The organism is Thiothrix eikelboomii (genome assembly GCF_900167255.1).
GTDB lineage: Bacteria > Pseudomonadota > Gammaproteobacteria > Thiotrichales > Thiotrichaceae > Thiolinea > Thiolinea eikelboomii.
Window position 1 is genome coordinate 59,592 of record NZ_FUYB01000017.1, and the last position, 22,566, is coordinate 82,157.

The window sequence follows — 22,566 nt, forward strand, 5'->3', positions numbered from 1 at the left end:
AGCGAGCTGAGATAATCCGCCGCATGGCATTATTACATCTACGCAATATTCACCTCGAAAACGGGGATAATCGTCTGTTCGATGGCATTGATTTGCAAATCGAAGCAGGTGAACGCTTATGTCTAGTTGGGCGCAACGGTACAGGTAAATCAACCCTCATGAAGCTATTGTGCCGTGAGGTGCAGGCAGATGATGGGGAAATTATTCACTCGCCAGATTTAAAAATTGCTCGCCTGCAACAAGATGTCCCGCATGGCAACCGTGAGAGTGTGTTTGAGATTGTTGCCGCAGGTTTTGGTGAGCAAGCGACTGAAGAAGCATGGCAAACCCAGTGGCAGATTGAAGCTATCTTAAGTCGTTTACAATTAAAGGGTGAGCAAGCCTTTGATGATTTATCCGGGGGCTGGAAGCGGCGCGCTTTATTAGCACGTGCTTTAGTCGCCAATCCTGATATTTTGCTTTTGGATGAGCCAACCAATCATTTAGATATTCCAGCGATTGAATGGCTGGAAAATTTTCTACTCAGCTATAAAGCAACGCTGTTATTTGTCAGCCATGATCGTGCTTTTGTACGCAAGCTGGCAACTCGGATTATTGAATTGGATCGAGGGCGCTTAACGAGTTGGACGGGTAACTTTGATAAATACCAAGAAAACAAACAAGCGGCTTTAGAGGCTGAGTCACAGCAAGCCGCTTTATTCGATAAGCGCTTAGCGGAGGAAGAGGTTTGGATTCGTCAAGGAATTAAAGCGCGCCGGACACGTAATGAGGGTCGAGTGCGTCGCTTAGAAGCGATGCGCGAAGAATTTCGCCAGCGCCGTAATCTGCAAGGCAAAGTCCAAGCACAAATTGGTCAAGCAGAAGCTTCAGGCAAGCTGGTATTAGAGGCGAGCAAGCTTAGTTATGGTTTTGATGGGCAACCGCTGATTAACAACTTTAGCACGACGATTCTACGTGGTGACAAAATCGGCATTATTGGTCCGAATGGTGTGGGGAAAACGACCCTGATTAAGCTATTGCTGGGTGAGTTGACGCCGCAAGCCGGTACAATTAAGCAAGGCACTAATCTACAGATTGTGTATTTCGATCAACATCGTGCTCAATTTGATAATGAAAAAAATCTGCGTGAAAATCTTGCACCGGGTTCAGATTTCGTTGAAATCAATGGCCAGCGTAAACATGTGATTAGCTATTTACAGGACTTTTTATTTACGCCTTTGCAAATTCAAAAACCAGTTAAAGTGTTGTCAGGTGGGGAACGTAATCGTTTATTATTAGCACGCTTGTTTGCGCAAGCGTCTAATCTGTTAGTGCTCGATGAGCCGACGAATGATCTCGATGCAGAAACTTTAGAGTTATTGGAAGAATTATTAATTGATTATGCAGGTAGTTTAATTCTCATCTCGCATGATCGTAGTTTTTTAAATTCGGTCGTGACGCGCAGTATTGTGTTTGAGAATGCTAGCATTTGTGAGTATGCAGGTGGCTATGATGATTGGTTAATCCAACGTCCTGCACCCGTAACAGACAAGCTCAATGAGCCAGCCGCTAAGCCAACAACGACTGCCCTTAAAGAAGAAGCGAAACCAAGCACTAAACTCAAAAAGCTCAGTTATAAAGAGCAGCGTGAGCTTGAGCAATTGCCCGGCTTGATTGAGCAGTTGGAAACTCAGCTAGCAGAGCTACAACGATGGATGGCAACGCCTGCATTTTATCAGCAAGATGCGGCAACAATTACCGCTAAGCAACAGGAATTAGAACAATTAACCGCTGAACTTGAGCAGGCTTTTGCTCGTTGGGAAACTTTAGAAAATCCTTAGAAAACCAGTCGCCTAATGAAGTCCTCACGGAATTCTAATGAAACTGCTGTTAACCGCCCGTCGATTGCTTGATTGGCTGATTGTGTTTCTATCCGTAATTGATTGTTCTTAGTAAGGGCTTTTGTTAACTTATCCATAGCCCTACTCATTTATAAAAATAATCAACAGGCATGAATAAGCTCAAACCCTTATGGTGGTTGTTTGCCAGTGTTGTTTGGTTAGTGTTGATGGCGACACAGACTCAAGCCGCTCAAGTTGTCCAACCAACGCTTACCCTCGTATTCGCTGATCCGCAAGTTATTGTTCCGGTTAATTTAAGGTATACAGTGACGACACCTGATACTGAAAATTCAACAGGTTTGGGTCTAAGGGTGCATTATAATTCCAATACTTTGGAGCGAGTCAGCCAAACCGCTTATAGCCATCAACTCCAACCCATCGGTGCGATAAGTCCTGATACCCAGAATTTAGATGGTGATCTGGCCACGGATCACTATTGGGTGCTCGCTTGGGTCGATAGGGATGCGAATTGGCCCGGCGTTGGTCAACTTCCCTTGAATCTATTCAGTAGCCAATTTCGTACCAAAGCTGGTTTTACAGGGGCGACGGCGATTCGTTTTTCGGCTTCAGCCACCGCACAAGCGACTCAGTTCCAAACCAGCCCTTTAATAATTTGTGCTAAGCCCCTCGTGAGTATTACGGCAACCGATGCATTGGCGAATGAAAAAGCGGCCAATACAGCAAGCTTCCAAGTTAGCCTTGCCACGCCGCTACCAACGGCCTGTGGTGCTTTAAATATTAATTATCAGGTCAGTGGTACGGCGATAGCGGGGAGTGATTATGTGGCTTTAAGCGGTACGGTGATTATTCCAGCCGGTAGTCAACAAGCGGATATTGTCCTTACTCCTTTAGTAGATACTCAAATAGAAGCCGATGAGACTGTGAGCTTGAGTTTGCAAACCAATGACCATTATCAGTTAGCTAGCCAGAGTCAAGCGAATGTGACATTACAAGATGCCAGTGTTGATGCTTTACCGACGGTGTTGCTGACGAGTGCTAAATTACAAGTGTTAGAAGGAAGTGATCCTTCGGTCAAGCTAACCGTAGCGCGCCAAGCTAAGGATCTGTCCCTCGGACTGACTGTGGCGCTACAGACAGCAGGTTCAGCAAGTGTCGGTCAGGATTATCAGGCTTTGCCGAGTTCACTCATCATCCCTGCAGGTCAAGCACATAGCAGTTTGGTGGTGAATTTATTCAATGATAGCCTGCAAGAGCAAGATGAAACTTTAAAAATCAATTTATCTGCACAGACGGCCTATCACCTATCTGAGCTTAATACAGTTGAGCTGCTGCTCTTGGATGATGAATCGCGTCTCAATACCAGTTTACCGCTTAATCAGGCTCAAACACCTTCTATACCGACTTTAAGTGAATCCATGTTACTGCTCTTAATAGTCGGTTTTGCCCTCTTAGCCTGCGCTCACCTGCGCTTAGGTCAAGGGCAGCTTGGAGCTAAATCATGATCACACTGAGCTTGCGCATTTTCTGTCTTGGGCTATTAAGCCTGAGTAGTTTATTGCCGATTAGCCAAGCGGCTGAGCGAGTAGAGTCAGAGCTTTATCAACCTGCGCCCTTCAAGGCCGAATTAGGCCAGACTCAGCTGAAATTATCGGCTCTAAACCCTGCAAACCGTCGGTTAAACAGTCTATTATTCCCTATACCTTCCCTGCAGCTGGGTGTGCCGAGCACCACAGAGCTGGCAGCCTTGCAACAACACAAGACTCAGCATCGAGCTTTAAAAATAGGAATTGAGCGACAGATACCAGCCTTACCTGAACTTCAGGATTGGGTCTGGATGCCGGTGTTAGATGGGCAAGCCGCCCAATTTATGCTTAGTTCGGAAGCTGCGGCTAATTTACGTGCTCTGCTGCAATTAGACCAGCCCTTGCCTAAGGGCGTTGAGTTACGGGTCTTTTCTCTTGAAGCCAGCGCGGAAGTGTTTGGTGCTTATCAACAAGCCGATTTCACTCAGCTGGATACTACTCAGCCGTTTCAATTATGGACGCCGACTGTCAGTGGTAGTGCTTTGGGTCTGGAAGTCTTTATTCCCACGGGCATCGACCCTGCACAAATCAAGTTAACTATTCCGCAAATTTCGCATATTGATTATGATCTAAAGACGGAAAAATTTAAGTTAAGTGATTCATTTTTAAAATTTTCTAGTTGTGACCTCAGTATGGCGTGTGCTCCAGCCGCTTGGCAGACCACGGCTAAAGCGGTGGCTCGTTATATTTTCACTGATGCCACCGGTAGCAGTTATTTATGTACCGGTACACTATTAGCCGATAAAGATACGAGTACGCAAATTCCTTATTTATCGACCGCTGCGCATTGTATTAATGAGGCAAGTGCAGCGGCTAGCATGGATTTTTATTGGTTGTATCAAGAGACGAGTTGCGGTTCAGGCTATTCAACTTGGGTGCGAACAACTGGGGGAGCAGATTTGCTAGCGACCCGGAGTGAGTTAGATAGTAGCTTAGTCCGTATCCGTACACCCCCACCGGTGGGCGTGGTTTTATCGGGTTGGGCTTTGGAGGCTTTACCTGCTAGTGCCGCCGTCGTCGGTATTCATCATGGCTCTGGTTATCCGCAGCAGTTTAGCCAAGGCAAGTTTGTGAGTTATGCCAGTATTTTATCGACACCTACAGGTTATATGGTCACCAAAGACCCCCTCGGCAATTTTACGCAAGTGACTTGGACTGAAGGCATCACCGCTCAAGGTAGCAGTGGTTCAGGTCTATGGTTTAGCCTAAATGATCAAGCCTATTTTAAAGGGAGTCTAGTCGGTGGTTCTTCTAGCTGTGCTGAACCAAATGCACCTGATGAATATACCCGCCTAGAGCGTTTTCATCCGTATGTAGCAACTTGGCTGGAATCGAAGGGTGAGCCTCTAGCAAGTTTATTGAATACCAACCAACCCTTAAATGCTTTAGTGGATGGCATTATTATCGCCCGCTATTTAGCGGGGCAGCGTGGTGATCAGCTCACCCGCCAAGTAGCTACTACCCCGGTAAATTGGGCAGAGTTAGAAGCTAAGCTCGATTTACTCAAGCCAATCCTCGACATTGATGGTGATCATCGGTTAGAGGCTGATAAAGATGGTTTGCTGATTATCCGTTATTTATTAGGATTAAAAGATGCCGCTTTAATCGCACAGCTTGATTTTACAGATTCACAAAGAAAAACAATAACAGAGATCAATCAATATATTGAAACTCTATTGTTTTGATAAAATGCGGATAAAAAGAGTAGTTTCTCATTTTTTAAAATACGGCTCGGAATCAAAGACATGTTTCCGAGCCAGAATGTGCTACAGGTTTAGTGCACCGTAGCTAGCTTCCTCACTAGCGGTTGAGGAATGAAAAACTGATTGAGTTAGGCAGATAGATAGCTTTGATTCTAGTCAAAAAATTGTAGAAGTCAAATTTAACTGCGAGTTAAAGCCTTGATTTCAAATATATTAGTGTATGATTAAATTCTAAAATATGCGAGCTAGTACAATTCAATTATACTAGCCGATTACTTTCTTGCAGTGACACTCATGACCGATTTTGAATATATTGATAAGCCAGAGCAATTAAATAGCTTTTTGGAGAAAGCTCAGTATTCTGATTGGATTGCTTTAGACACTGAATTTATTCGAGAAAAAACCTATTATCCTCGTTTGTGCTTAATACAATTAGCGACGGTGGATGATTTAGTCTGCATTGATCCTTTAAGTATTCAAGATTTATCAGGGTTTTTTGCTTGGTTGCAGCAGCCGCAAATGCTCAAAGTATTCCATGCTGCTTGGCAGGATCTGGAAATTTTTTATCATTTGAGTGGGCAAGTACCTAAACCGCTGTTTGATACCCAAATTGCGGCGGCCGTTTTGGGTTTGGGTGATCAACTCGGGTATGCGCGTTTAGTTGAGGAATTACTCGGTATACAGCTGGATAAATCGCAATCTCGCACGGATTGGGCGCGGCGGCCACTTAGCCATCAGCAGTTGGATTATGCGATTGATGATGTGCGCTATTTGCGACAAATTTACCCTCTCCTCAAACAACGCTTGCAGGAAACTGGGCGTTTAAATTGGCTGAATAAACCCTTTGAACGCTTAACTGAAACCAGTGAATATACGCCTGATCCTTGGACGAGTTGGGAGCGGGTGAAGGGTGTCCAGTTATTAAAGTCTAAGCAGTTGGCGGTGCTGCGTGAATTAGCCGCGTGGCGCGAGACCTTGGCTATTCAAAAAGATTTACCCCGTCGTTGGTTACTAACAGATGAAGTATTAGTCGATATGGCGCGTATGAAAAATCGCGAACTTACTGATTTCTCAGCGATTCGGGGTTTGAGTGCTGAGCAAATTGCTCGCTATGGTCAACTGTGGTTAGGCTTGATTCGCCAAGCCCAAGCTTTGCCGGCGGAAGCTTGGCCTGACTTACCTCGGCGGCGGAAATTAGATGCTGAACTGTCCTTAGTCGCTGATTTATTGATGGTAGTCGTTAATCAGCAAGCCTTAGCACACAATATTTCGGCGGCGATGCTCGCCAGTCGAGCACAAATCGAAAAAATGTTGACCGAAGGCCGTACTCAACTTTCGGATGATTGGCGAGGCAGCTTGGTAAATGAGTTATTTGCACGTATTTTAAGTGGTAAAGCCAGTATCCGTATCCAAGACCAAGCTTTAAGCATTGAAGACTGATCTAATCTGAGTAGAAGCTATGTTAAACTCTAGCTTTAGTCGTTTGAATGGATAGGCTATTGATATGACCGAGCGGATTGCCACGGTGGAGCGAAATACTTTAGAGACACGGGTTGCTGTTACTGTGAATTTGGATGGTACAGGTAAGTCTAGTTTTAATACGGGCCTGCCTTTTCTTGAACATATGCTAGATCAAGTTGCACGACATGGCATGCTCGATCTGAGCATCACTTGCGAGGGTGATCGCCATATTGATGATCATCATAGTGTTGAAGATATTGGCATCACCTTAGGTCAAGCCCTGAAGCAAGCAGTCGGTGACAAGAAAGGCTTGCGTCGTTATGGACATGCCTATGTACCCTTGGATGAAGCTTTATCGCGAGTGGTAATTGATTTTTCGGGTCGCCCCGGCTTGGAGCATCATGCTGATTATCGCCGCTCGCATATTGGCCAATTTGATACGGATCTCTTTTTTGAGTTTTTCCAAGGCTTTGTGAATCATGCGTTAGTGACCCTGCATATTGATAATCTACGTGGGCACAATGCACATCATGTGGCTGAGACTATTTTTAAGGCGTTTGGACGTGCCTTGAGAATGGCGTTAGAGCTTGATCCGCGCATGGCTGGTATTATGCCCTCAACCAAAGGCTCCCTCTAATGAAAGTTGCCATTATTGATTACAATATGGGGAATTTACATTCGGTGGGGCGTGCAGTCACTCATGTAGCCCCCGCAGAAACTCAAATCACAATTACAGCAGATCCTGATTTTATTCGCCATGCTGATCGAATTGTCTTTCCCGGGCAAGGTGCAGCGCGTGATTGTATGCGTGAGCTAGAAACTCGAGGTTTAACTGAAGTCGTGCGCGAAGTTGCCAAGACCAAACCCTTTTTAGGCATTTGTATGGGGATGCAAGTGCTAATGGATTTCTCGGAAGAGAATGGTGGTGTGGAGTGTATGGGGCTTTATGCGGGTAAAGTAAACTCTTTTAAAAGTCTAGCACTGGCTCAGTTGAAAACACCGCAAATGGGTTGGAATCAAATCCAGCAGACCCAGCCACACCCCTTATGGGCTGGAATTACAGATAATTCGCGTTTCTATTTTGTGCATAGCTATTATGTACAGCCAGAAGATGCCCAGTTAGTCACTGGAGGCACTTGCTACGGTTTGAAGTATGCCTCTGCCATTGCCCACGAAAACCTATTTGCCATTCAGGCACACCCTGAAAAATCAGCGGCAGATGGTTTACGGCTACTGGCGAACTTTATGCACTGGCAGCCTTGACATCCTCCCCGCCCTAAAGGGCGAGGATTCCTCCAGCGAGGCGGCAATGTCCTGCCGCGAGAATGTTCCGTGCTGCATTAATATCTCTATCATGCATAGCCCCACACTCAGGGCAAGTCCATTCTCTTATTCCAAGTCCCGCTCTACCTTTCGGACTGTTGGAGCTTATGCAGCCGCAACACGAGCAAGTTTGGGTGGTGTATGATTCATTGACTTCTATAAACACGGCTTGCATCGCTTTCGATTTATAATCAAGCGGTGTTTTGAGGGTGTACCAACCCGCATCTAATACAGATTTAGCCATTTTGGTTTTGGCTAAGGCCTTTGAACTCACATCGCCTACGACAATTAACGCATTATTTTTTACTATTTGCGTAGTGAATTGATGAAGATGGTTTAGCCTACGGTTTTTAATCTTGGCATGGATAGCTTTAACACGCTGCTTTTTGTTAGCGCGTTGAGCTAGGCCTAGTTTAGGTTCTAACTCACGATAAAACTGTTCGGACTCGAGCTTTAAGCCATTGCTACAGGTAGCAGTGGTTTTTAAACCTAAGTCAACACCGACTTGCCCTATTGCTGAGGAGGTCGTTTGAGCGACTTCAACGACGATATTGAAATACCAGCGTCCGCGTGCATCTTGAGAAAATGAACCCGAACGAAACTCAAATTGAGCCAGCCCGTAGCTATCCCATACCTTGAAGTAGTGGCCTGCAAAATAGACTTGTCCGCTTTTCCACTTGGCAGCACCGACCTTAAACGGAATCCAGCCCAAGGATCGCCGTGCTCCACCGGATACCCGCCAGCGCAGCTTATCCGTTTTGAATTGACGACGGGCTTTATGGTGAGCCGCAATCACTTCTTGGACCGTGGTTGAATGAAAGATAAATCCACGTTCCGCTTTAAGGCGCTTCAAGTCTTTTTGCAGATCAAACGCAGAGAAATAGGTTTTTAACCAGCCGACTTCGGGAATAGGTATATCGGAATAATTCGCCGTGATTTCATTCGCCGCATTCCAGACCTGATTCACCTCAAATGCCATTCGTTCAAGAATCAGCTTGTGCTTATCCTTGATGCGAACTTTGAGCGTTTTGAGATTGGCCTTTTCTGTCATAAGGCTTATTATAACTAGCCTTAATGAATTATTAAAGAGTGAGTCTATGGCTATTCGCACGGGTCGGCAGTGTTGGCGGTGCGCCCTTGACCGTTCTTAAGCAATACATCAAGCAACAGGATAGACCGCTTTAATCGGTGTTTAGCCGATAGCCCCACCTCAAGAAAGGGGCTTTACGGCTTTTTCGGTAAATTTTAGGTCTTAAACCAGTTTTTCGTCAAAATCCCACATCACGGTTTCTGTGTGTTTAGCTGCTTTCTTAAGCAGCTCTAACATGGGATAAGCGCGCCGATTGACGGAAACGCTTTCTTCTGCCTCTTCGTCATCTGACTTTGTTGAACGATCTTGAGTTTCTTGTTTAGCGACTTCGTTCAAGCTGGTTTGAAAGGTTTGTAAGGTTTTTTCGACATCCGCACCTAAAATGGCGCCTGGAATCGTGTCACTATGCCCCATGAGCTTGATCATCGTGCGCGCATCTTTTTCAAACATTGAGAATGCTCCCACTTTACTATCGAAACGAACTAACATGGTTTAACTCCTTATCAACAGGTAAATAAGTTATTTTTGGCAGATCAAGCCTTTTAGATAATAGCCTTCAGGAAAGGCTAAGCCGGTCGGATGATCGCTGGCTTGATCCAGTTTGCGAATAATTTTTGCATCACAACCCGCATCTACTGCCGCATCTGCCACAATTTTTTGAAACAAATTGCTCTCCATTAAACCAGAACATGAGAAGGTAAATAGTAAGCCTTGTGGTTTTAATAACCTAAAGCCTAGTAAATTTATGTCCTTATAGCCACGGGCGGCCTTCTCAATTTGACTTTTATTTTCAGCAAATTTAGGTGGGTCGAGTACAATAAGATCAAATTGCCGCCCTTCATCTCGATATTGTCTTAAAAGCTGGAAGACATCGCCTTGAATATTCTCCATCTGCTCAGGGGTGAAGCCATTTAATGCAGCCGCCTGAGCAGCTAAATCTAAAGCAGGCTGAGAGGCATCAATATTCGTCGCTTTCACCGCTCCGCCTTTGAGTGCCGCAATCGAGAAGCCACCGGTATAGGAAAAGCAATTAAGAACAGTTTTATGCTGCGCATATTGCTCAACTGCAGAGCGATTATCGCGCTGATCTAAATAAAACCCCGTTTTGTGTCCATTGATGACATCGACCCGATAGTGGCGACCTTCTTCAAGAATATCAATAAATGCAGGCGGTGCTTGGCCTCTTAAAACTCCAGTTGTGGTGGTCAAGCCTTCTTTCTTGCGAATCTCAACATCGGAGCGTTCATACACACCTTGGCAAGGAATCAACTCCATCAATAATTCAGCCAAGGTAGCCTTCCAATACTCTGCCCCAGCCGTCAGCGCTTGCAGAATCAGCCAGTCACCGAATTTATCCACTATAACGCCGGGCAAACCATCGGATTCTGCATTGAGTAGACGATAACCCGTATTGCGGGTGCTAATCCCTAAGGTTTGTCGCTGTTGAAACGCCGCTTGAATCCGTTGAGCAAAGAAATGGCGATCAATAGTGGCACGGCCTACCGCCCATAAGCGCACTTGAATTTGTGACTGTGGCGACCAAGCACCCATACCTAGCAAGTCACCATGCTCGGAGCGTAGCTCGACCGTTTCACCTAAAGCAGGTTCACCTTTGACGCTGGCAATCGCCCCTGAGAATACCCACGGATGGCGAGCACGTACATTTTTATCACGGCCCCGATGTAGCAGTACTTGCGGATAGGACGGTCTAGAGGTAGCGGATTTGGTAGTCAAAACAAGGTCTCCAATGCACAGGCTGTTGTTATACCTGTGAGCTTTCCCTTTGGTCAAATAAGATCGTACTGGCTTTTTATAATGAACTATTGTTCCGTTGAAAGCTCAGGCGTAGAGTGAGTTTTTGAAACTGATAACTAAGATCATGTCTGAATTTCTCAATTCCCTCGTTTTTTCGCTGAATGTGACGGGGCCGATTTTTCTAATTTTAAGCCTTGGCGTTTATCTAAGGCGCATCGGTATCTTAACCGATGCTTTTGTCGAAGCGGGTTCGCGTCTAGTTTTTAATGTTACCTTGCCTGCCTTACTATTTATTAGCGTGAGCAAAACCCAGCTCAGTGACAGTGCTAACTTTGCTTTGATTGGCTTAGGAGCTGTGCTGACACTGATCAGTTATCTCATACTGGAAATTTTCGCCTATTTCAGTGTACAGCCCCCCGAAGACCGTGGTGTGGTTGTACAAGGTGCTTTTCGTTCAAACATGGGGATTATTGGCCTTGCCTATTGTGCGAATGCCTATGGTGAAGCAGGCGTCGTCGCAGCCTCTTTATATTTAGGCTTGATTACGATTTTATTTAATATTCTTTCTGTGATTACGCTCAGTCGCTCTTTGCATAAGCAAGGGCAGGGTATCATGCCGATCATTAAAGGTATTGCTAAAAACCCATTGATTATCGGTATTTTGCTCGCTTTACCGGTGTCTTATCTAGAGTGGAAACTACCTGCAGTGGTATTAAAGTCAGGCGAGTATTTTGCACAAATGACTTTACCGCTCGCTCTCTTGTGTACGGGTGCTTCGCTCAGTTTTAAGTCGATGCGTCAAAATATGCATAATACGATCAGTGCAAGCCTCGGTAAGCTAATTTTTATTCCAGCGATTTTTATCTTAGGTGGGATTTGGGCTGGCTTCACTGGGATTAGTTTGGGTGTGATGGCGCTAATGGCGTTTGCTCCTACTGCAGCAGCTAGTTATGTGATGGTGAGAGCGATGGGGGGGAATAGTGTCTTGGCAGCGAATATTATTGTGGTCACTACCCTAGGTTCGGTTTTAAGTACGAGTCTGGGAATTGCTCTATTAAAAGCAGCGGGCTTGATGTAAGTCAGGTTTTGTTTCTAGATCATCGACCTAGGCGACAAAATCTCGTTACAATAAGCCACTTTCTGTTTAGGCATGGGTATTCCCAATATGACACACCCGACACAATCCCATATTGCTGTGGTTAAAGACTATTTACTGGCTTTGCAGGCTGATATTTGTACTCAGCTCAGCGCTGAAGATGGGCAAGCTCATTTTGTAGAGGATATTTGGGAGCGTCCAGGTGGGGGCGGTGGGCAAACTCGGGTATTAGCCAATGGTGCAGTGTTTGAGCAAGCTGGAGTGAATTTCTCGCAGGTCTTTGGTACGACTCTACCCCCTTCGGCGACAGCAGCCCGCCCTGAGCTTACAGGGCGTCGTTTTCAAGCTATGGGTGTTTCTTTGGTCATTCATCCACACAACCCCTTTGTGCCAACCTCGCATGCCAATGTCCGGTTCTTCATAGCTGAGCACCCCACTGAAGCACCGGTTTGGTGGTTTGGTGGTGGCTTTGATTTGACCCCCTATTATGGTTTTGAAGAAGACTGTGTATCTTGGCATCAAACGGCTAAAGTAGCCTGTGATCCTTTTGGGGCAGAGGTTTATGCCAATTATAAGCGCTGGTGTGATGACTACTTTTTCCTAAAGCATCGGAATGAGCCACGTGGGATCGGCGGCCTATTTTTTGATGATTTAAATGAAGGGGGCTTTGAGCAAAGTTTTGCATTGATGCAAAGTGTCGGCGATCATTATATTCAAGCGTATCGGCCGATTGTGCAAAAACGCAAGCAGTTACCGTTTACTGAAGCACAACGCGATTTCCAACTGTATCGGCGGGGGCGCTATGTCGAATTCAATCTAGTGTATGATCGCGGGACTTTATTTGGCTTACAGTCGGGTGGTCGCACTGAGTCGATTTTAATGTCTTTGCCCCCTTTGGTTAAATGGCGCTATGACTGGCAGCCAGCGCCGCATTCTGCCGAAGCTCGACTGTACACCGATTTCCTAAAACCGCGTGATTGGTTAGGTTTAGCTAGCTGCTAAACCTGATCTGTGGATTTACCAGGATTTTTCTCCGGGTTGCGGCTTATGATTGGAAAGTTTCATAAGCTTCCAAAATAAATAACCTAAAAACCCCAAAATAAACAGAATGGTGAGGCTGGTCATCATCAAAATGCCAGTCATACTGCTGAAAAAATTCAACATACGCTTGTCTCCGACTTGAACTGTGATGGACTGTGACAAGCTTAATTTTGCAATGAGGCTAAAAATCTACTTTGATTTTGATCAAACACCAACGGACAACCAAAGGCTTTCTTGGCTTAGATCAAGTTTTTAGGGATTAATATTAATGGTTAGCTGAAGCACGTAGGGCAGCTAAAGCACGATCCACATTGACTAAGCCATAGCCATAATCATTGTCACGACCTTGTTTGCCTAGATCAATCGCGGTTTGTTGTAAAAGGCTAGGTGTAACACCTTGTTTATTCATGGAAAGTAGTAAGGCAATTAAGCCCGTCACATGCGCGGTTGCCATCGACGTGCCAGTGGCTAAATCGAAAGTACCCGCAGGAGAGGTGGTAAAAATATTTACCCCCGGTGCAGCCAGATCAATATAAGAACCACGATTAGCCCGTCTGAACAGGCTTTCCTGTTCATCGACAGCGGTGACCGCTAACACATCTTCAATCGCAGCAGGATAAGCAGGTTCAGCGGTAGGACCGCCATTACCGGCTGAAGAAACGACAATAATTCTATTATTGATCGCTCTTTGGATCATTTTTTGTACGAGAGGATCACTTTTACCTGCAAAGCTCAAATTCAAAATATCAACATTTTCTTGAATGCAGAGGTCAATCGCTTTCGCGACTAGGCCTGCAGTACTACTGCGGTCATTTGGGTTTTTGGGGTCAGCACTAAAGGCACTCACAGCATACAAAGAGGCTTCAGGTGCAATCCCAATCCGAGGGTTTTGGCCAATCAAGACCCCCGCGATGGCTGTGCCATGCTTTTGATTATTGGCATCCCCTGCTGGAATCAGCTCAACCCGTCTGACTTTCGAGTTATCGAGTGAGCGATGCAGAATATCAATCGGGGTATCAACCATCCCAATTTTTACTCCCGCCCCTTTAGTAAATTGGTGGGCTTGGGCTATCCCCGTTAAATCCAAGGGATAACCGACTGGACTGGGCTTAGTCGGTGTCGTGGCTGCTGTAAAAAACAAACTACTTAAATTAGCTTCAACCTTTTCTTCTTTTTTATTAATACTATCGACTAAGGCCTTGGGATCTTGACCATTGGTCGCTACGGTCAGCATCTTAGTGCGGATTGAGTTTAATTCATCACTACGTTTTTGAGTCAGGCGATAGCGCTGTAAAATATCTTCCGCAAACCGAGAAGATTGCTGTGCATCGTACAATAACAATAATTCGTTTTTACGATACTCACGGTCAGTATTATGGATATTGCCTACACACCAAGCATTTGAAATATGGCAAGCAGGCGAGTCGTAGCTAATTTTAGGATCATTCGGTGCTGCAGCGACCAAAGAGGCAGCGCTTAAGCTAATAAAAACTAAGCCCAAGCCTTGAGCGTGCTGCTTTAAGGCTAAAGCTAGTGAAGCGGCAAGTTTAGTCACTGCGTCGTTTTATCCTGAAATTGTGGGCCTAAAAATAACACGGGTGAACTTTGTTGCGCAGTTTGTTGCATGATGCTTTCAGCTAAAGCTACTTTGTCAATATTCGGTGCTACAGGCATTTCAATCGTAAAAATGCTTTGGGCATTCGGGCCAGAAACTATATGTGCCTGCCACTGATTAAGAAACTCGCAGACTTCAAGATGTTTAGCATCATCCGCAAATTGCACTAAAAAACGACTCAGCTCAGTTTTACCATCGGTATTGGTTTGTGCAGAGGATGTGGCGACACTCGCAACACTGAACTTGACATCAGGCTCGTTGGCAAACTGCCCGTAAGCTAATAAAGCGATTTGTGCACCAACTAAACCCGCAAAAACAGCATTAGCGGGTGTTAGCCAATTCAGATTAAATAAAGGCCGACGCCACAAAAACTCCAACCATTTTTTTTGCACTGGAGGGCGGGTTTTGGGGCTATCCGTACTGATCACTGGTGGTATGACGAGATTCTTTGCAATAGGCGCTGAGTTTAGTGGATGCAGTGAAGCTTCTTCAGGCTTATCTTCTTCACGATCAATGCGGGCTAATAACTTATTTAAGCGTTGTTCGGTAGTATCTAAAGCCGATAACTCTAATAAGCTGGTATTGGTGCATACCAAGCGCATCATCTTTTCTTCTTGTCTGAGTTCAGACTGCAACTCTGGAAATAATTCCAAAGCTCGATTCACTAAGGCCTGTTCTGCTTTGCTAAGCTTATCGGTGAGATACCAAGGAAGCAGGTGGCGCGCCTCTTCCAAGAGGGTGTTGGACTCAAGATGACTCATAATGATGACCTGTTTATATATCGAATTCCATGATTCCAGCTTTCTCAAGCATTTGACCTAAACGCTTGCGAGCATAGAACATGCGTGTTTTGACAGTGTTCTCCGAGATTTTTAAGATGTCAGCAACTTCCTTAACAGACTTATCTTCAAAATACGTGAGTTTTAAGACATCTCGATGTTCATCTGTCAAATGGTTCATCATGCGCAGTAATTGATCCTTCATGTCCTCTTCAATCTGAGCTTCCTCAGGATTGGGAGCGCTGTCTTCCATTGCCAACATGATGGCATCATCATCTAAAATAACTTCAGATGTTTTTCTTAGCCAAGAAATAAGCTTATTGCGTGTTATGGAATAAATCCATGTAGAGGCTTTCGATTTGCCTTCGAATTTATCAGCGGATCGCCATACATCAAATAGCGCATCATCCACAATATCGGCTGCTTGGGCGACATCATCTTTAAGTAAGCGAGCGCAATAGCTTACCAAACGTGGTTGATACTTCAAATACAAACGACTAAACGCTTGTCGATCCCCTTGAGCAATTTGGCTTAAAAGTTCCTCATCGCCCTGCCTAATGTGTTGCTCCGCACTATGGTTAGCTGTTTCTTGGTGCTTGATTGAACCGTTCATTAGCTTCGTCGCCTTGAGTCATTATTTGGTTTGAACTTCTTGTGATTTTTTCTTGCACAAGCGGCTGAGTCATAAAAATAAATGAACCGACGGTGGCCTTGGCACGACAGAGAGTCATTGGTTGACAGGCTGCCGTAGAACTGAGAATTGACCAAGTTACACTACACTGCTCATTTAAGAGTGGTTGGCGCCCTAAACAACCTTCACTAACACACTCGAACTAGTCATCATAAAATTATAATACTCCCTCGCAAATCTAACGGGTCTTCGGACCCGTCTTTTTACACCAATGGGTCTATATCGTTATACAAAGACATGCTGCTATTATTCTTGAACATTCATGATCGAGCAAGATTGTTCTGTCGACTTGCTCATAAAGCGGTTTTTATTCTGTTTTAGGACTGATTTTATGTATCAAATTGGTACAACACTGACACAATATATTATTGAAGAGCAGCACACTTTTGCGGGTGCGCGTGGGCAGTTTACGGGCTTATTAAACGACATCGCGACGGCTTGTAAGAAATTAGCCAGCCTGACTAAAAAAGGGGCTTTAGTAGGTGTCTTAGGCACGGCTAACTCAGAAAATGTCCAAGGTGAGATCCAAAAGAAAATGGATATTATCTCTAATGATGTCTTCATTGAGGCCTTAGAGAATAATGGGCATGTCGCTGCTTTAGCCTCTGAGGAGATGGAAACGGTCTATAACCTGAAAGTAGGTAAGCCCCGTGGCTCTTATCTAGTCACCTTTGATCCCTTGGATGGTTCTTCCAATATGGATGTGAATGTATCGGTGGGGACCATCTTTTCTATCTTGCGTGCACCTGTTGGGATAGAAAACCCAAGTGCTGAGGACTTCTTACAAGCAGGGACTCAGCAGGTTGCGGCGGGTTACTGCTTATATGGTCCTTCAACCATTATGGTGCTGACCACTGGGCGTGGGGTGAGTATGTTCACCTTAGATAGTAGTTGTGGGGAGTTTATACTCACTCGCGATCATGTAAAAATCCCTGAAGACACTAAAGAATTTGCGATTAATGTCTCCAACCAACGCCATTGGGAATTGCCTATGCAGCGTTACATCCAAGAATGTATCGAAGGTAAAGAAGGTGTCCGTGGCAAGGATTTTAATATGCGCTGGGTCGCGTCGATGGTCGCGGAAGTACATCGTATTCTGACGCGGGGTGGGGTATTTATGTACCCTATGGATGAGAAAATGCGCAAAGCAGGTAAGGAAGGTAAATTACGTTTGCTCTATGAGGCCAATCCGATGGGGATGGTGATTGAGCAAGCTGGCGGTTTGGCGAGTACGGGGCGGGAGCGTATTTTAGAGTTGCAACCTTATGCTTTACATCAACGTGTACCTGTTGTTTTAGGTTCTAAAAATGAAGTACAGCGCGTGGTTGATTATCATCTTGCTTAGCGCTTAAAGGTTTAGTGGAGCAGGCTGTGTGCTTGTTCCACATCCCGGCTAATTTGCTGCTTTAGGTGTTCAAATGATGCAAAGCGTTGTTCGTCACGGATAAACGTGATGGGTTCAATCGTCCAATGCTGTTGATAGACCTGCTGTGAAAAATCGAACAGATGTACTTCAAGACGGCTTTGCAAGCCGTTCACGGTCGGGCGCGCACCTAGGTTGGCAATGCCTTTGATGGGAGCTTGTCTACCTTGAAAAGCATGCACTGCATAGACCCCTTTACGCAAAGCAATATTTTCAGGGATACGCAAATTTAAGGTTGGAAAGCCAATTGTCCGCCCTAATTTATCACCGTGTCGTACTCGACCCGATAAAGTATAAGCTCGCCCCAATAGCGTGTTAACCGTACTGAGATTGGCTTTAGCTAGGGCTTCACGCACCCAAGTACTACTTACCCGCTCCTCGGTGTGTACTATTGTAGAGCTTTGCACAACCTCCATACCTTGCTTTGCCCCTAGGGTTTGCAGCATCTGATAATCACCGCGCCGTTTACGTCCAAAACGAAAATCATCGCCAACGACCAAGGCACGTACTTGTAAGCCTGCTAATAAAATGTCTTGAATAAAATCCTCGGGCTCCATCGTGGCTAGCTCTGAGTTGAAAGTTAAGCAGGCAAATTGGTCAATGTCTAAGGTTTGTAGATAAATAAGCTTATCGCGTAGCGGCAAAATACGAGTCGGTGGCGGTTGACGGAGATATTCTGCGGGTAAAGGCTCAAAACTAATCACGGTGGATAGCCATCCTAAATGAGCCGCGTGTGCTTTTACTTGTTGGATAATCCCTTGATGACCTAAATGCAGGCCATCAAAATTCCCAATGGTGGCAATACACGGCGGTGTTTGCTGCTTCCATGAGCGTAATAGCTTCATACTAACTTAAGCCTGTGAAGTTTTGCTGACGCAAAGCTTCATAAACGAAGATCGCTACGGTATTCGACAGATTTAAACTGCGACTATCTGGCAACATGGGGATACGTAGCTTTAACTCTTCTGGCAAGCTGGCCAGCAAAATCTCAGGTAAACCGCGTGTTTCTGGGCCAAACAGCAAGACATCATCGGGTTGAAATTCTGTAGCCGCATAAGAGCTTTTTGCTTTAGTCGTGCAAGCAAATACTCGTTTACCGCGCATCGCGTGATTAAAAGCAGCAAAGTTTTCATGCTCTTGTACGACCGCCAAATCCCGATAATCCATTCCCGCACGGCGTACTTGCTTTTCATCCAAAGAGAAGCCTAACGGATGGATGAGATGCAAGTAGCAGCCCGTATTGGCACATAAGCGCATAATATTACCAGTATTCGGTGGAATTTCGGGTTCAAATAAAGCTACATGGAACATCGCTCAGTTAGCCTCTTGAGCTTGATAAACAGTTCGACCTGCCAAAAAGGTACGTTGTACTTGGCCTTGAAAGCTCCAGCCTGCAAAGGGAGTATTTTTACCTTGGCTACGCATAGTGGCTAAGCTGAAATCCCAAAGCACCTCCGGCTTTAATAGCACTAAATCAGCGGGTGCACCGGGGGCAATACAACCGGCGGGGCTAGCAATGATTGCTGCTGGATTAGCCGTAATTTTAGCTAAGGCTGATAGCAAAGGTAGCACACCTTCTTCAGCGAGGCGTAAAGTTAATGGGACTAGGGTTTCTAAAGCGGAGATCCCCGGCTCAGTTTGCTGGAAAGGCGCTAGTTTAGCATCCAATTCGTGCGGCTGATGATCAGAGCAAATGGCATCAATCGTGCCATCACTTAAGCCTTCTAATAAAGCATCTCGATCTGCTTGGGCACGTAACGGCGGGCGTACATGACACAGCGGATCAAAATCTAATACATTGCGCTCAGTCAGATAGAGTTGATGAGCGGCCACATCCGCCGTGACAGCTAACCCTTCGCGTTTGGCTTGACGAATCAGGCGCACACTGCCAGCGGCTGATAAACGACAAAAATGCACTCGACTACCGGTTAACTCCATTAAAGCAATAATTTGTGCCACTGCGACTGTTTCTGCGGCAGAGGGAATCGCAGGCAAGCCTAACCGGGTGGAGACCTCGCCTTCATGCATGACCCCCGCTGCCGCTAGGCCATGTTCTAAGGGGTACATGAAGACTGTTAAATCATGGGTTGAGGTATACTCCATCGCACGGCGCAATACATTCAGGTTTTCAAACGGCTGCCAACCATTGGTAACACCGACACAACCTACTCGCCGCAGGCCTCCAATATTACATAAGCGCTTACCCTCGAGCTTAAAGGTCATATTACCGATGACTTCGACTTTAGCCAGCTGTAAGCCCTGATTAATCTTCCGAATTAAATTGACTGCAGCGGAGTTATCAATACTCGTGGCCGGTTCGGGTTGATAGCATAAAGTAGTCACGCCACTGGCGACAGCGGCACGAGTTTCACTGGCTAAGGTGGCTTTATGGTCTAAGCCCGGTTCACGTAGCCAAGTGGCTAGATCAATCGCGCCGGGCATGAGCCACATCCCAGCAGCATTGACCCGTTCGTCAGCTTGAAAAGAGGTTAACTGCGGCGGTTCACCGATCGCTAGGATCAGTCCGTCTTGAATATAGACATCGGTGATTTGATCAGTACCAGAACGAGGATCAAGCAGGCGTGCTTGTTGAATGATTAAGTTCATGCTGCACTCCCTGTATTGCCACCCATAATCATGGCCATGACCGCCATCCGTACTGCAATCCCATTGGTGACTTGCTCTAAAATCACAGAACGCACGCCATCAGCGACTTCAGTATCAATTTCTACCCCACGATTAATCGGTCCTGGATGCATCACAATGGAATCGGGTTTAGTGAGTTCTAGGCGCTGTTCGTTTAAACCATATAATTTCGCAAATTCACGCTCGGAAGGTAGGAGTGCGCCAGCCATTCGCTCCCGTTGCAAACGCAGCATGATCACCACATCCACATCGCGCAAACCTTCATCGAGGTTATGAAAAACTTTTACCCCCATGCGTTCGATATGTGCAGGGATTAAGGTTTTCGGGCCAATCACCCGCACTTCGCCAGTCAATAGTGTGGTTAAGGCATGAATCTGTGAGCGTGCTACTCGTGAATGCAGGACATCACCGACAATGGCGACCTTGAGTGGCTCAAAAGCCCCTTTCTTTTGGCGGATCGTAAACATATCGAGCATCGCCTGTGTCGGGTGGGCATGTCTACCATCACCTGCATTTAAGACACTAATATGCGGAGCTGAATAGCGAGCGATGAATTGCGCCGTCCCCGCATGTTCATGACGGACGACAAACATATCGGCATTCATCGCTTCTAAATTGCGCACGGTATCCAGTAAGGTTTCACCTTTAGCGGTCGATGAAGTCCGAATATCAAGATTAATCACATCAGCGCCAAGGCGTTGTGCGGCGATTTCGAAAGTGACACGGGTGCGAGTCGAATTTTCGAAAAATAAATTCATCACCGTTTTACCACGTAGTAAAGGTGCTTTTTTCTGTTGCTTAGCGGGTAAAGTTACAAACTGTTCGGCGCGATCCATAATATCGTGCAGCAATTGATAAGGTAGCCCTTCAACAGTCAGGAAATGATTTAATTGATTACCCGGCGCGAGCTGCATGCTCAAAGGCAAAGGGCCGGGTTTTAGATGAGGGTGCATGAGGCATATTCGCTAGATGGCTAAGGTGGCTGTATTTTACAAGTTTGTCTCAGCCTGATAAACCTTTGTATTAGGTTTTACGTACCAATTCCATGCGTAAGGGGTCTTGGGAGATATGATAAATATAGTCTTTACCCGGATCTTCACGGAGTACGCAGACTTGCGGTTCAATCGGTAGTTCCCGACCCTGGCGCGCAACAATGGTGGCTAAAATAATACTAGCAGGTCGCCCATAGTCAAATAACTCATTCATAGCAGCACGAATGGTGCGTCCGGTATGAATGATATCATCCACTAGAATGATATGTCGGTCTTCTAAACTTAAGGGCAAACGTGAAGGTTCAGTCTGTACGGCGAGGCCAGTACGATGATAATCATCCCGATAAAAACTAATGTTTAAACTGCCTAAAGCCTCAGTGAGTTGCAAGCGTTCATGTAGAACAGCGGCTAGCCAAACCCCAGAGCGCTCTATCCCCACCAGTACAGGATTGTTAATTTGATGTTCTTGTAAATAGATTGTGAGCTGCTCAGCGAGCTGCTTGAGTAATTCAGGTAAATCATAAGGAGGGGTGGGCATGTTCTTGCATCCAATTCTCTAAAATAATCGCGGCTGCTAGCGAGTCAATTTCTTCTTTGCGAATTTTTTGGGTGCGACCGGCTTGGCGGGCGCTCTTCAAACGTTGTTCTGCTTCTCGAGAAGATAATTGTTCATTGGCCGTCTGTACAGGGAGTGCAGTACGCTTTTCAAGTTCACGACAAAATTTTAAGATCGTGGCTTGCATACGACTCTCACTCCCATCGAGCTTGCGTGGTAGGCCGACGACTAAAATTTGAGGTCGCCATAAATGGATTAAGCGCTCAATCCCTTGCCAGTCAGGTTGCTTGTTTTTTGAATGTAAAACAGTCTGAGGGGTGGCGACACCTGTCAGGGTATTGGCGATGGCAACACCCGTGCGATTAAGTCCAAAGTCAAAGCCTAAAACCGTAATCGACATATTTTAACTATGACCAGCCGCCGTGCCGAGTAGGTTAAGATCTATCCCTAACGTAGAGGCTGCACCCCGCCAACGATGTGGATAAGGCATTTCGAAAAGGATGGAGTTATTAGCATCACAGGTGAGCCAAGCATTCTCTTTAATTTCTTGCTCAAGTTGCCCCGGACTCCAACCTGCACAACCGAGGACTAAGAGAAACTGATCAGGGCCATTGCCCGTTGCAATATCCGTTAAAATATCTTTCGACGAAGTAATTGATAGATTTTCAGCAATATGCAAGGTGCTTTCCCAAGCGCGATTCGTGTTATGCAAGACAAAACCTTGTTCTGATTGCACCGGGCCACCACTCATGGCGACACGATTAGCTAGCTGGATATTGGTGAGTTCAATGTCTAATTGTGCGAGTAATTCGCCTATAGTGATTTCCAGTGGACGATTAATCGTCACACCAAACGCGCCTTGTTCATCATGCTGACAAATCAAGGTGACTGTGTGATCGAAATTAGGATCATCCATGCTAGGCATGGCAATCAGCAAGTTGTTACGCAAATTGGAAATGGCCTGCATAGAC

At 45.7% G+C, this 22,566-nt stretch carries 22 protein-coding genes; 9 read left to right on the top strand and 13 right to left on the bottom strand.

Features of this window, described 5'->3' with window-relative positions:
- The first annotated feature begins 23 nt into the window (after positions 1 to 23).
- The 6 genes from B5D50_RS14730 to hisH all read left to right on the top strand — a co-directional run bounded on the left by B5D50_RS14730 (position 24) and on the right by hisH (position 7,851).
- On the top strand, positions 24 to 1,820 hold the full coding sequence (locus B5D50_RS14730) for an ATP-binding cassette domain-containing protein (RefSeq protein ID WP_078923416.1): 1,797 nt from the start codon (positions 24 to 26) through the stop codon (positions 1,818 to 1,820).
- 170 nt (positions 1,821 to 1,990) lie between these two features.
- The gene (locus B5D50_RS14735; RefSeq protein WP_078923417.1) at positions 1,991 to 3,343 is read left to right on the top strand and encodes a Calx-beta domain-containing protein; all 1,353 of its coding nucleotides are present in this window, start codon (positions 1,991 to 1,993) and stop codon (positions 3,341 to 3,343) included.
- On the top strand, positions 3,340 to 5,109 hold the full coding sequence (locus B5D50_RS14740; protein WP_078923418.1) for a trypsin-like serine peptidase: 1,770 nt from the start codon (positions 3,340 to 3,342) through the stop codon (positions 5,107 to 5,109). The genes B5D50_RS14735 and B5D50_RS14740 overlap by 4 nt, the downstream gene beginning before the upstream one ends.
- 312 nt (positions 5,110 to 5,421) lie before the next feature.
- Positions 5,422 to 6,567, top strand: coding sequence for a ribonuclease D (gene rnd, locus B5D50_RS14745; RefSeq protein ID WP_078923419.1), 1,146 nt, complete (start codon positions 5,422 to 5,424; stop codon positions 6,565 to 6,567).
- Between the two features lie 64 nt (positions 6,568 to 6,631).
- Positions 6,632 to 7,225, top strand: a complete 594-nt coding sequence (hisB, locus tag B5D50_RS14750) for an imidazoleglycerol-phosphate dehydratase HisB (protein ID WP_078923420.1) — start codon at positions 6,632 to 6,634, stop codon at positions 7,223 to 7,225.
- Complete coding sequence (hisH, locus tag B5D50_RS14755) at positions 7,225 to 7,851, top strand: imidazole glycerol phosphate synthase subunit HisH (protein WP_078923421.1); 627 nt, start codon at positions 7,225 to 7,227, stop codon at positions 7,849 to 7,851. The genes hisB and hisH overlap by 1 nt, the downstream gene beginning before the upstream one ends.
- A gap of 13 nt (positions 7,852 to 7,864) precedes the next feature.
- Here the strand turns inward: hisH and B5D50_RS14760 are convergent, their stop codons facing one another.
- The 3 genes from B5D50_RS14760 to B5D50_RS14770 all read right to left on the bottom strand — a co-directional run bounded on the left by B5D50_RS14760 (position 7,865) and on the right by B5D50_RS14770 (position 10,735).
- Positions 7,865 to 8,962, bottom strand: coding sequence for an RNA-guided endonuclease InsQ/TnpB family protein (locus tag B5D50_RS14760; RefSeq protein ID WP_078923422.1), 1,098 nt, complete (start codon positions 8,960 to 8,962; stop codon positions 7,865 to 7,867).
- 201 nt (positions 8,963 to 9,163) lie between these two features.
- Positions 9,164 to 9,490: a DUF1840 domain-containing protein gene (locus tag B5D50_RS14765; protein WP_078923423.1), complete on the bottom strand. Its 327-nt coding sequence runs from the start codon at positions 9,488 to 9,490 to the stop codon at positions 9,164 to 9,166.
- Between the two features lie 30 nt (positions 9,491 to 9,520).
- A complete protein-coding gene (locus B5D50_RS14770; protein ID WP_078923424.1) occupies positions 9,521 to 10,735 on the bottom strand; it encodes a class I SAM-dependent rRNA methyltransferase in 1,215 nt (404 codons plus the stop codon).
- A 145-nt stretch (positions 10,736 to 10,880) separates the two neighbouring features.
- Between B5D50_RS14770 and B5D50_RS14775 the strand changes: the two genes are divergently transcribed.
- Together B5D50_RS14775 and hemF are read left to right on the top strand one after the other, a co-directional pair.
- Positions 10,881 to 11,834, top strand: a complete 954-nt coding sequence (locus tag B5D50_RS14775) for an AEC family transporter (RefSeq protein ID WP_078923425.1) — start codon at positions 10,881 to 10,883, stop codon at positions 11,832 to 11,834.
- An 87-nt stretch (positions 11,835 to 11,921) separates the two neighbouring features.
- A complete protein-coding gene (gene hemF / locus B5D50_RS14780; protein ID WP_078923455.1) occupies positions 11,922 to 12,854 on the top strand; it encodes an oxygen-dependent coproporphyrinogen oxidase in 933 nt (310 codons plus the stop codon).
- Positions 12,855 to 13,158: 304 nt separating this feature from the next.
- Here the strand turns inward: hemF and B5D50_RS14785 are convergent, their stop codons facing one another.
- From B5D50_RS14785 to B5D50_RS14795, 3 genes are read right to left on the bottom strand one after another with little or no spacing between them, the layout of a single operon-like run.
- Positions 13,159 to 14,448, bottom strand: coding sequence for a S8 family serine peptidase (locus B5D50_RS14785; RefSeq protein ID WP_078923426.1), 1,290 nt, complete (start codon positions 14,446 to 14,448; stop codon positions 13,159 to 13,161).
- Positions 14,445 to 15,269, bottom strand: coding sequence for a hypothetical protein (locus B5D50_RS14790; RefSeq protein WP_078923427.1), 825 nt, complete (start codon positions 15,267 to 15,269; stop codon positions 14,445 to 14,447). The genes B5D50_RS14785 and B5D50_RS14790 overlap by 4 nt, the downstream gene beginning before the upstream one ends.
- Positions 15,270 to 15,282: 13 nt before the next feature.
- Positions 15,283 to 15,900: a sigma-70 family RNA polymerase sigma factor gene (locus tag B5D50_RS14795; protein ID WP_078923428.1), complete on the bottom strand. Its 618-nt coding sequence runs from the start codon at positions 15,898 to 15,900 to the stop codon at positions 15,283 to 15,285.
- A 409-nt stretch (positions 15,901 to 16,309) separates the two neighbouring features.
- Here B5D50_RS14795 and B5D50_RS14800 point away from each other — a divergent pair, with 409 nt between their 5' ends.
- Positions 16,310 to 17,323: a class 1 fructose-bisphosphatase gene (locus tag B5D50_RS14800; RefSeq protein ID WP_078923429.1), complete on the top strand. Its 1,014-nt coding sequence runs from the start codon at positions 16,310 to 16,312 to the stop codon at positions 17,321 to 17,323.
- An 11-nt stretch (positions 17,324 to 17,334) separates the two neighbouring features.
- Here the strand turns inward: B5D50_RS14800 and ribF are convergent, their stop codons facing one another.
- The 7 genes from ribF to B5D50_RS14835 form a co-directional block, all read right to left on the bottom strand.
- Entirely contained in the window at positions 17,335 to 18,246 is a 912-nt protein-coding gene (ribF, locus tag B5D50_RS14805) for a bifunctional riboflavin kinase/FAD synthetase (protein ID WP_078923430.1), read from the bottom strand.
- 1 nt (position 18,247) lies between these two features.
- Positions 18,248 to 18,712, bottom strand: coding sequence for a tRNA (cytidine(34)-2'-O)-methyltransferase (locus tag B5D50_RS14810; protein ID WP_078923431.1), 465 nt, complete (start codon positions 18,710 to 18,712; stop codon positions 18,248 to 18,250).
- Positions 18,713 to 18,715: 3 nt separating this feature from the next.
- Positions 18,716 to 20,008: a dihydroorotase gene (locus tag B5D50_RS14815; protein ID WP_078923432.1), complete on the bottom strand. Its 1,293-nt coding sequence runs from the start codon at positions 20,006 to 20,008 to the stop codon at positions 18,716 to 18,718.
- Positions 20,005 to 21,000 carry an aspartate carbamoyltransferase catalytic subunit gene (locus B5D50_RS14820; RefSeq protein ID WP_078923433.1) on the bottom strand — a complete coding sequence of 332 codons (996 nt, stop codon included), beginning with the start codon at positions 20,998 to 21,000 and terminating at the stop codon, positions 20,005 to 20,007. Before B5D50_RS14820 ends, B5D50_RS14815 begins: the two co-directional genes overlap by 4 nt.
- A gap of 70 nt (positions 21,001 to 21,070) precedes the next feature.
- A complete protein-coding gene (gene pyrR / locus B5D50_RS14825) occupies positions 21,071 to 21,577 on the bottom strand; it encodes a bifunctional pyr operon transcriptional regulator/uracil phosphoribosyltransferase PyrR (protein WP_078923434.1) in 507 nt (168 codons plus the stop codon).
- Positions 21,558 to 21,995 carry a Holliday junction resolvase RuvX gene (ruvX, locus tag B5D50_RS14830; RefSeq protein WP_078923435.1) on the bottom strand — a complete coding sequence of 146 codons (438 nt, stop codon included), beginning with the start codon at positions 21,993 to 21,995 and terminating at the stop codon, positions 21,558 to 21,560. The genes pyrR and ruvX overlap by 20 nt, the downstream gene beginning before the upstream one ends.
- Before the next feature lie 3 nt (positions 21,996 to 21,998).
- Positions 21,999 to 22,562, bottom strand: a complete 564-nt coding sequence (locus tag B5D50_RS14835) for a YqgE/AlgH family protein (protein ID WP_078923436.1) — start codon at positions 22,560 to 22,562, stop codon at positions 21,999 to 22,001.
- Between the last annotated feature and the right edge of the window lie 4 nt (positions 22,563 to 22,566).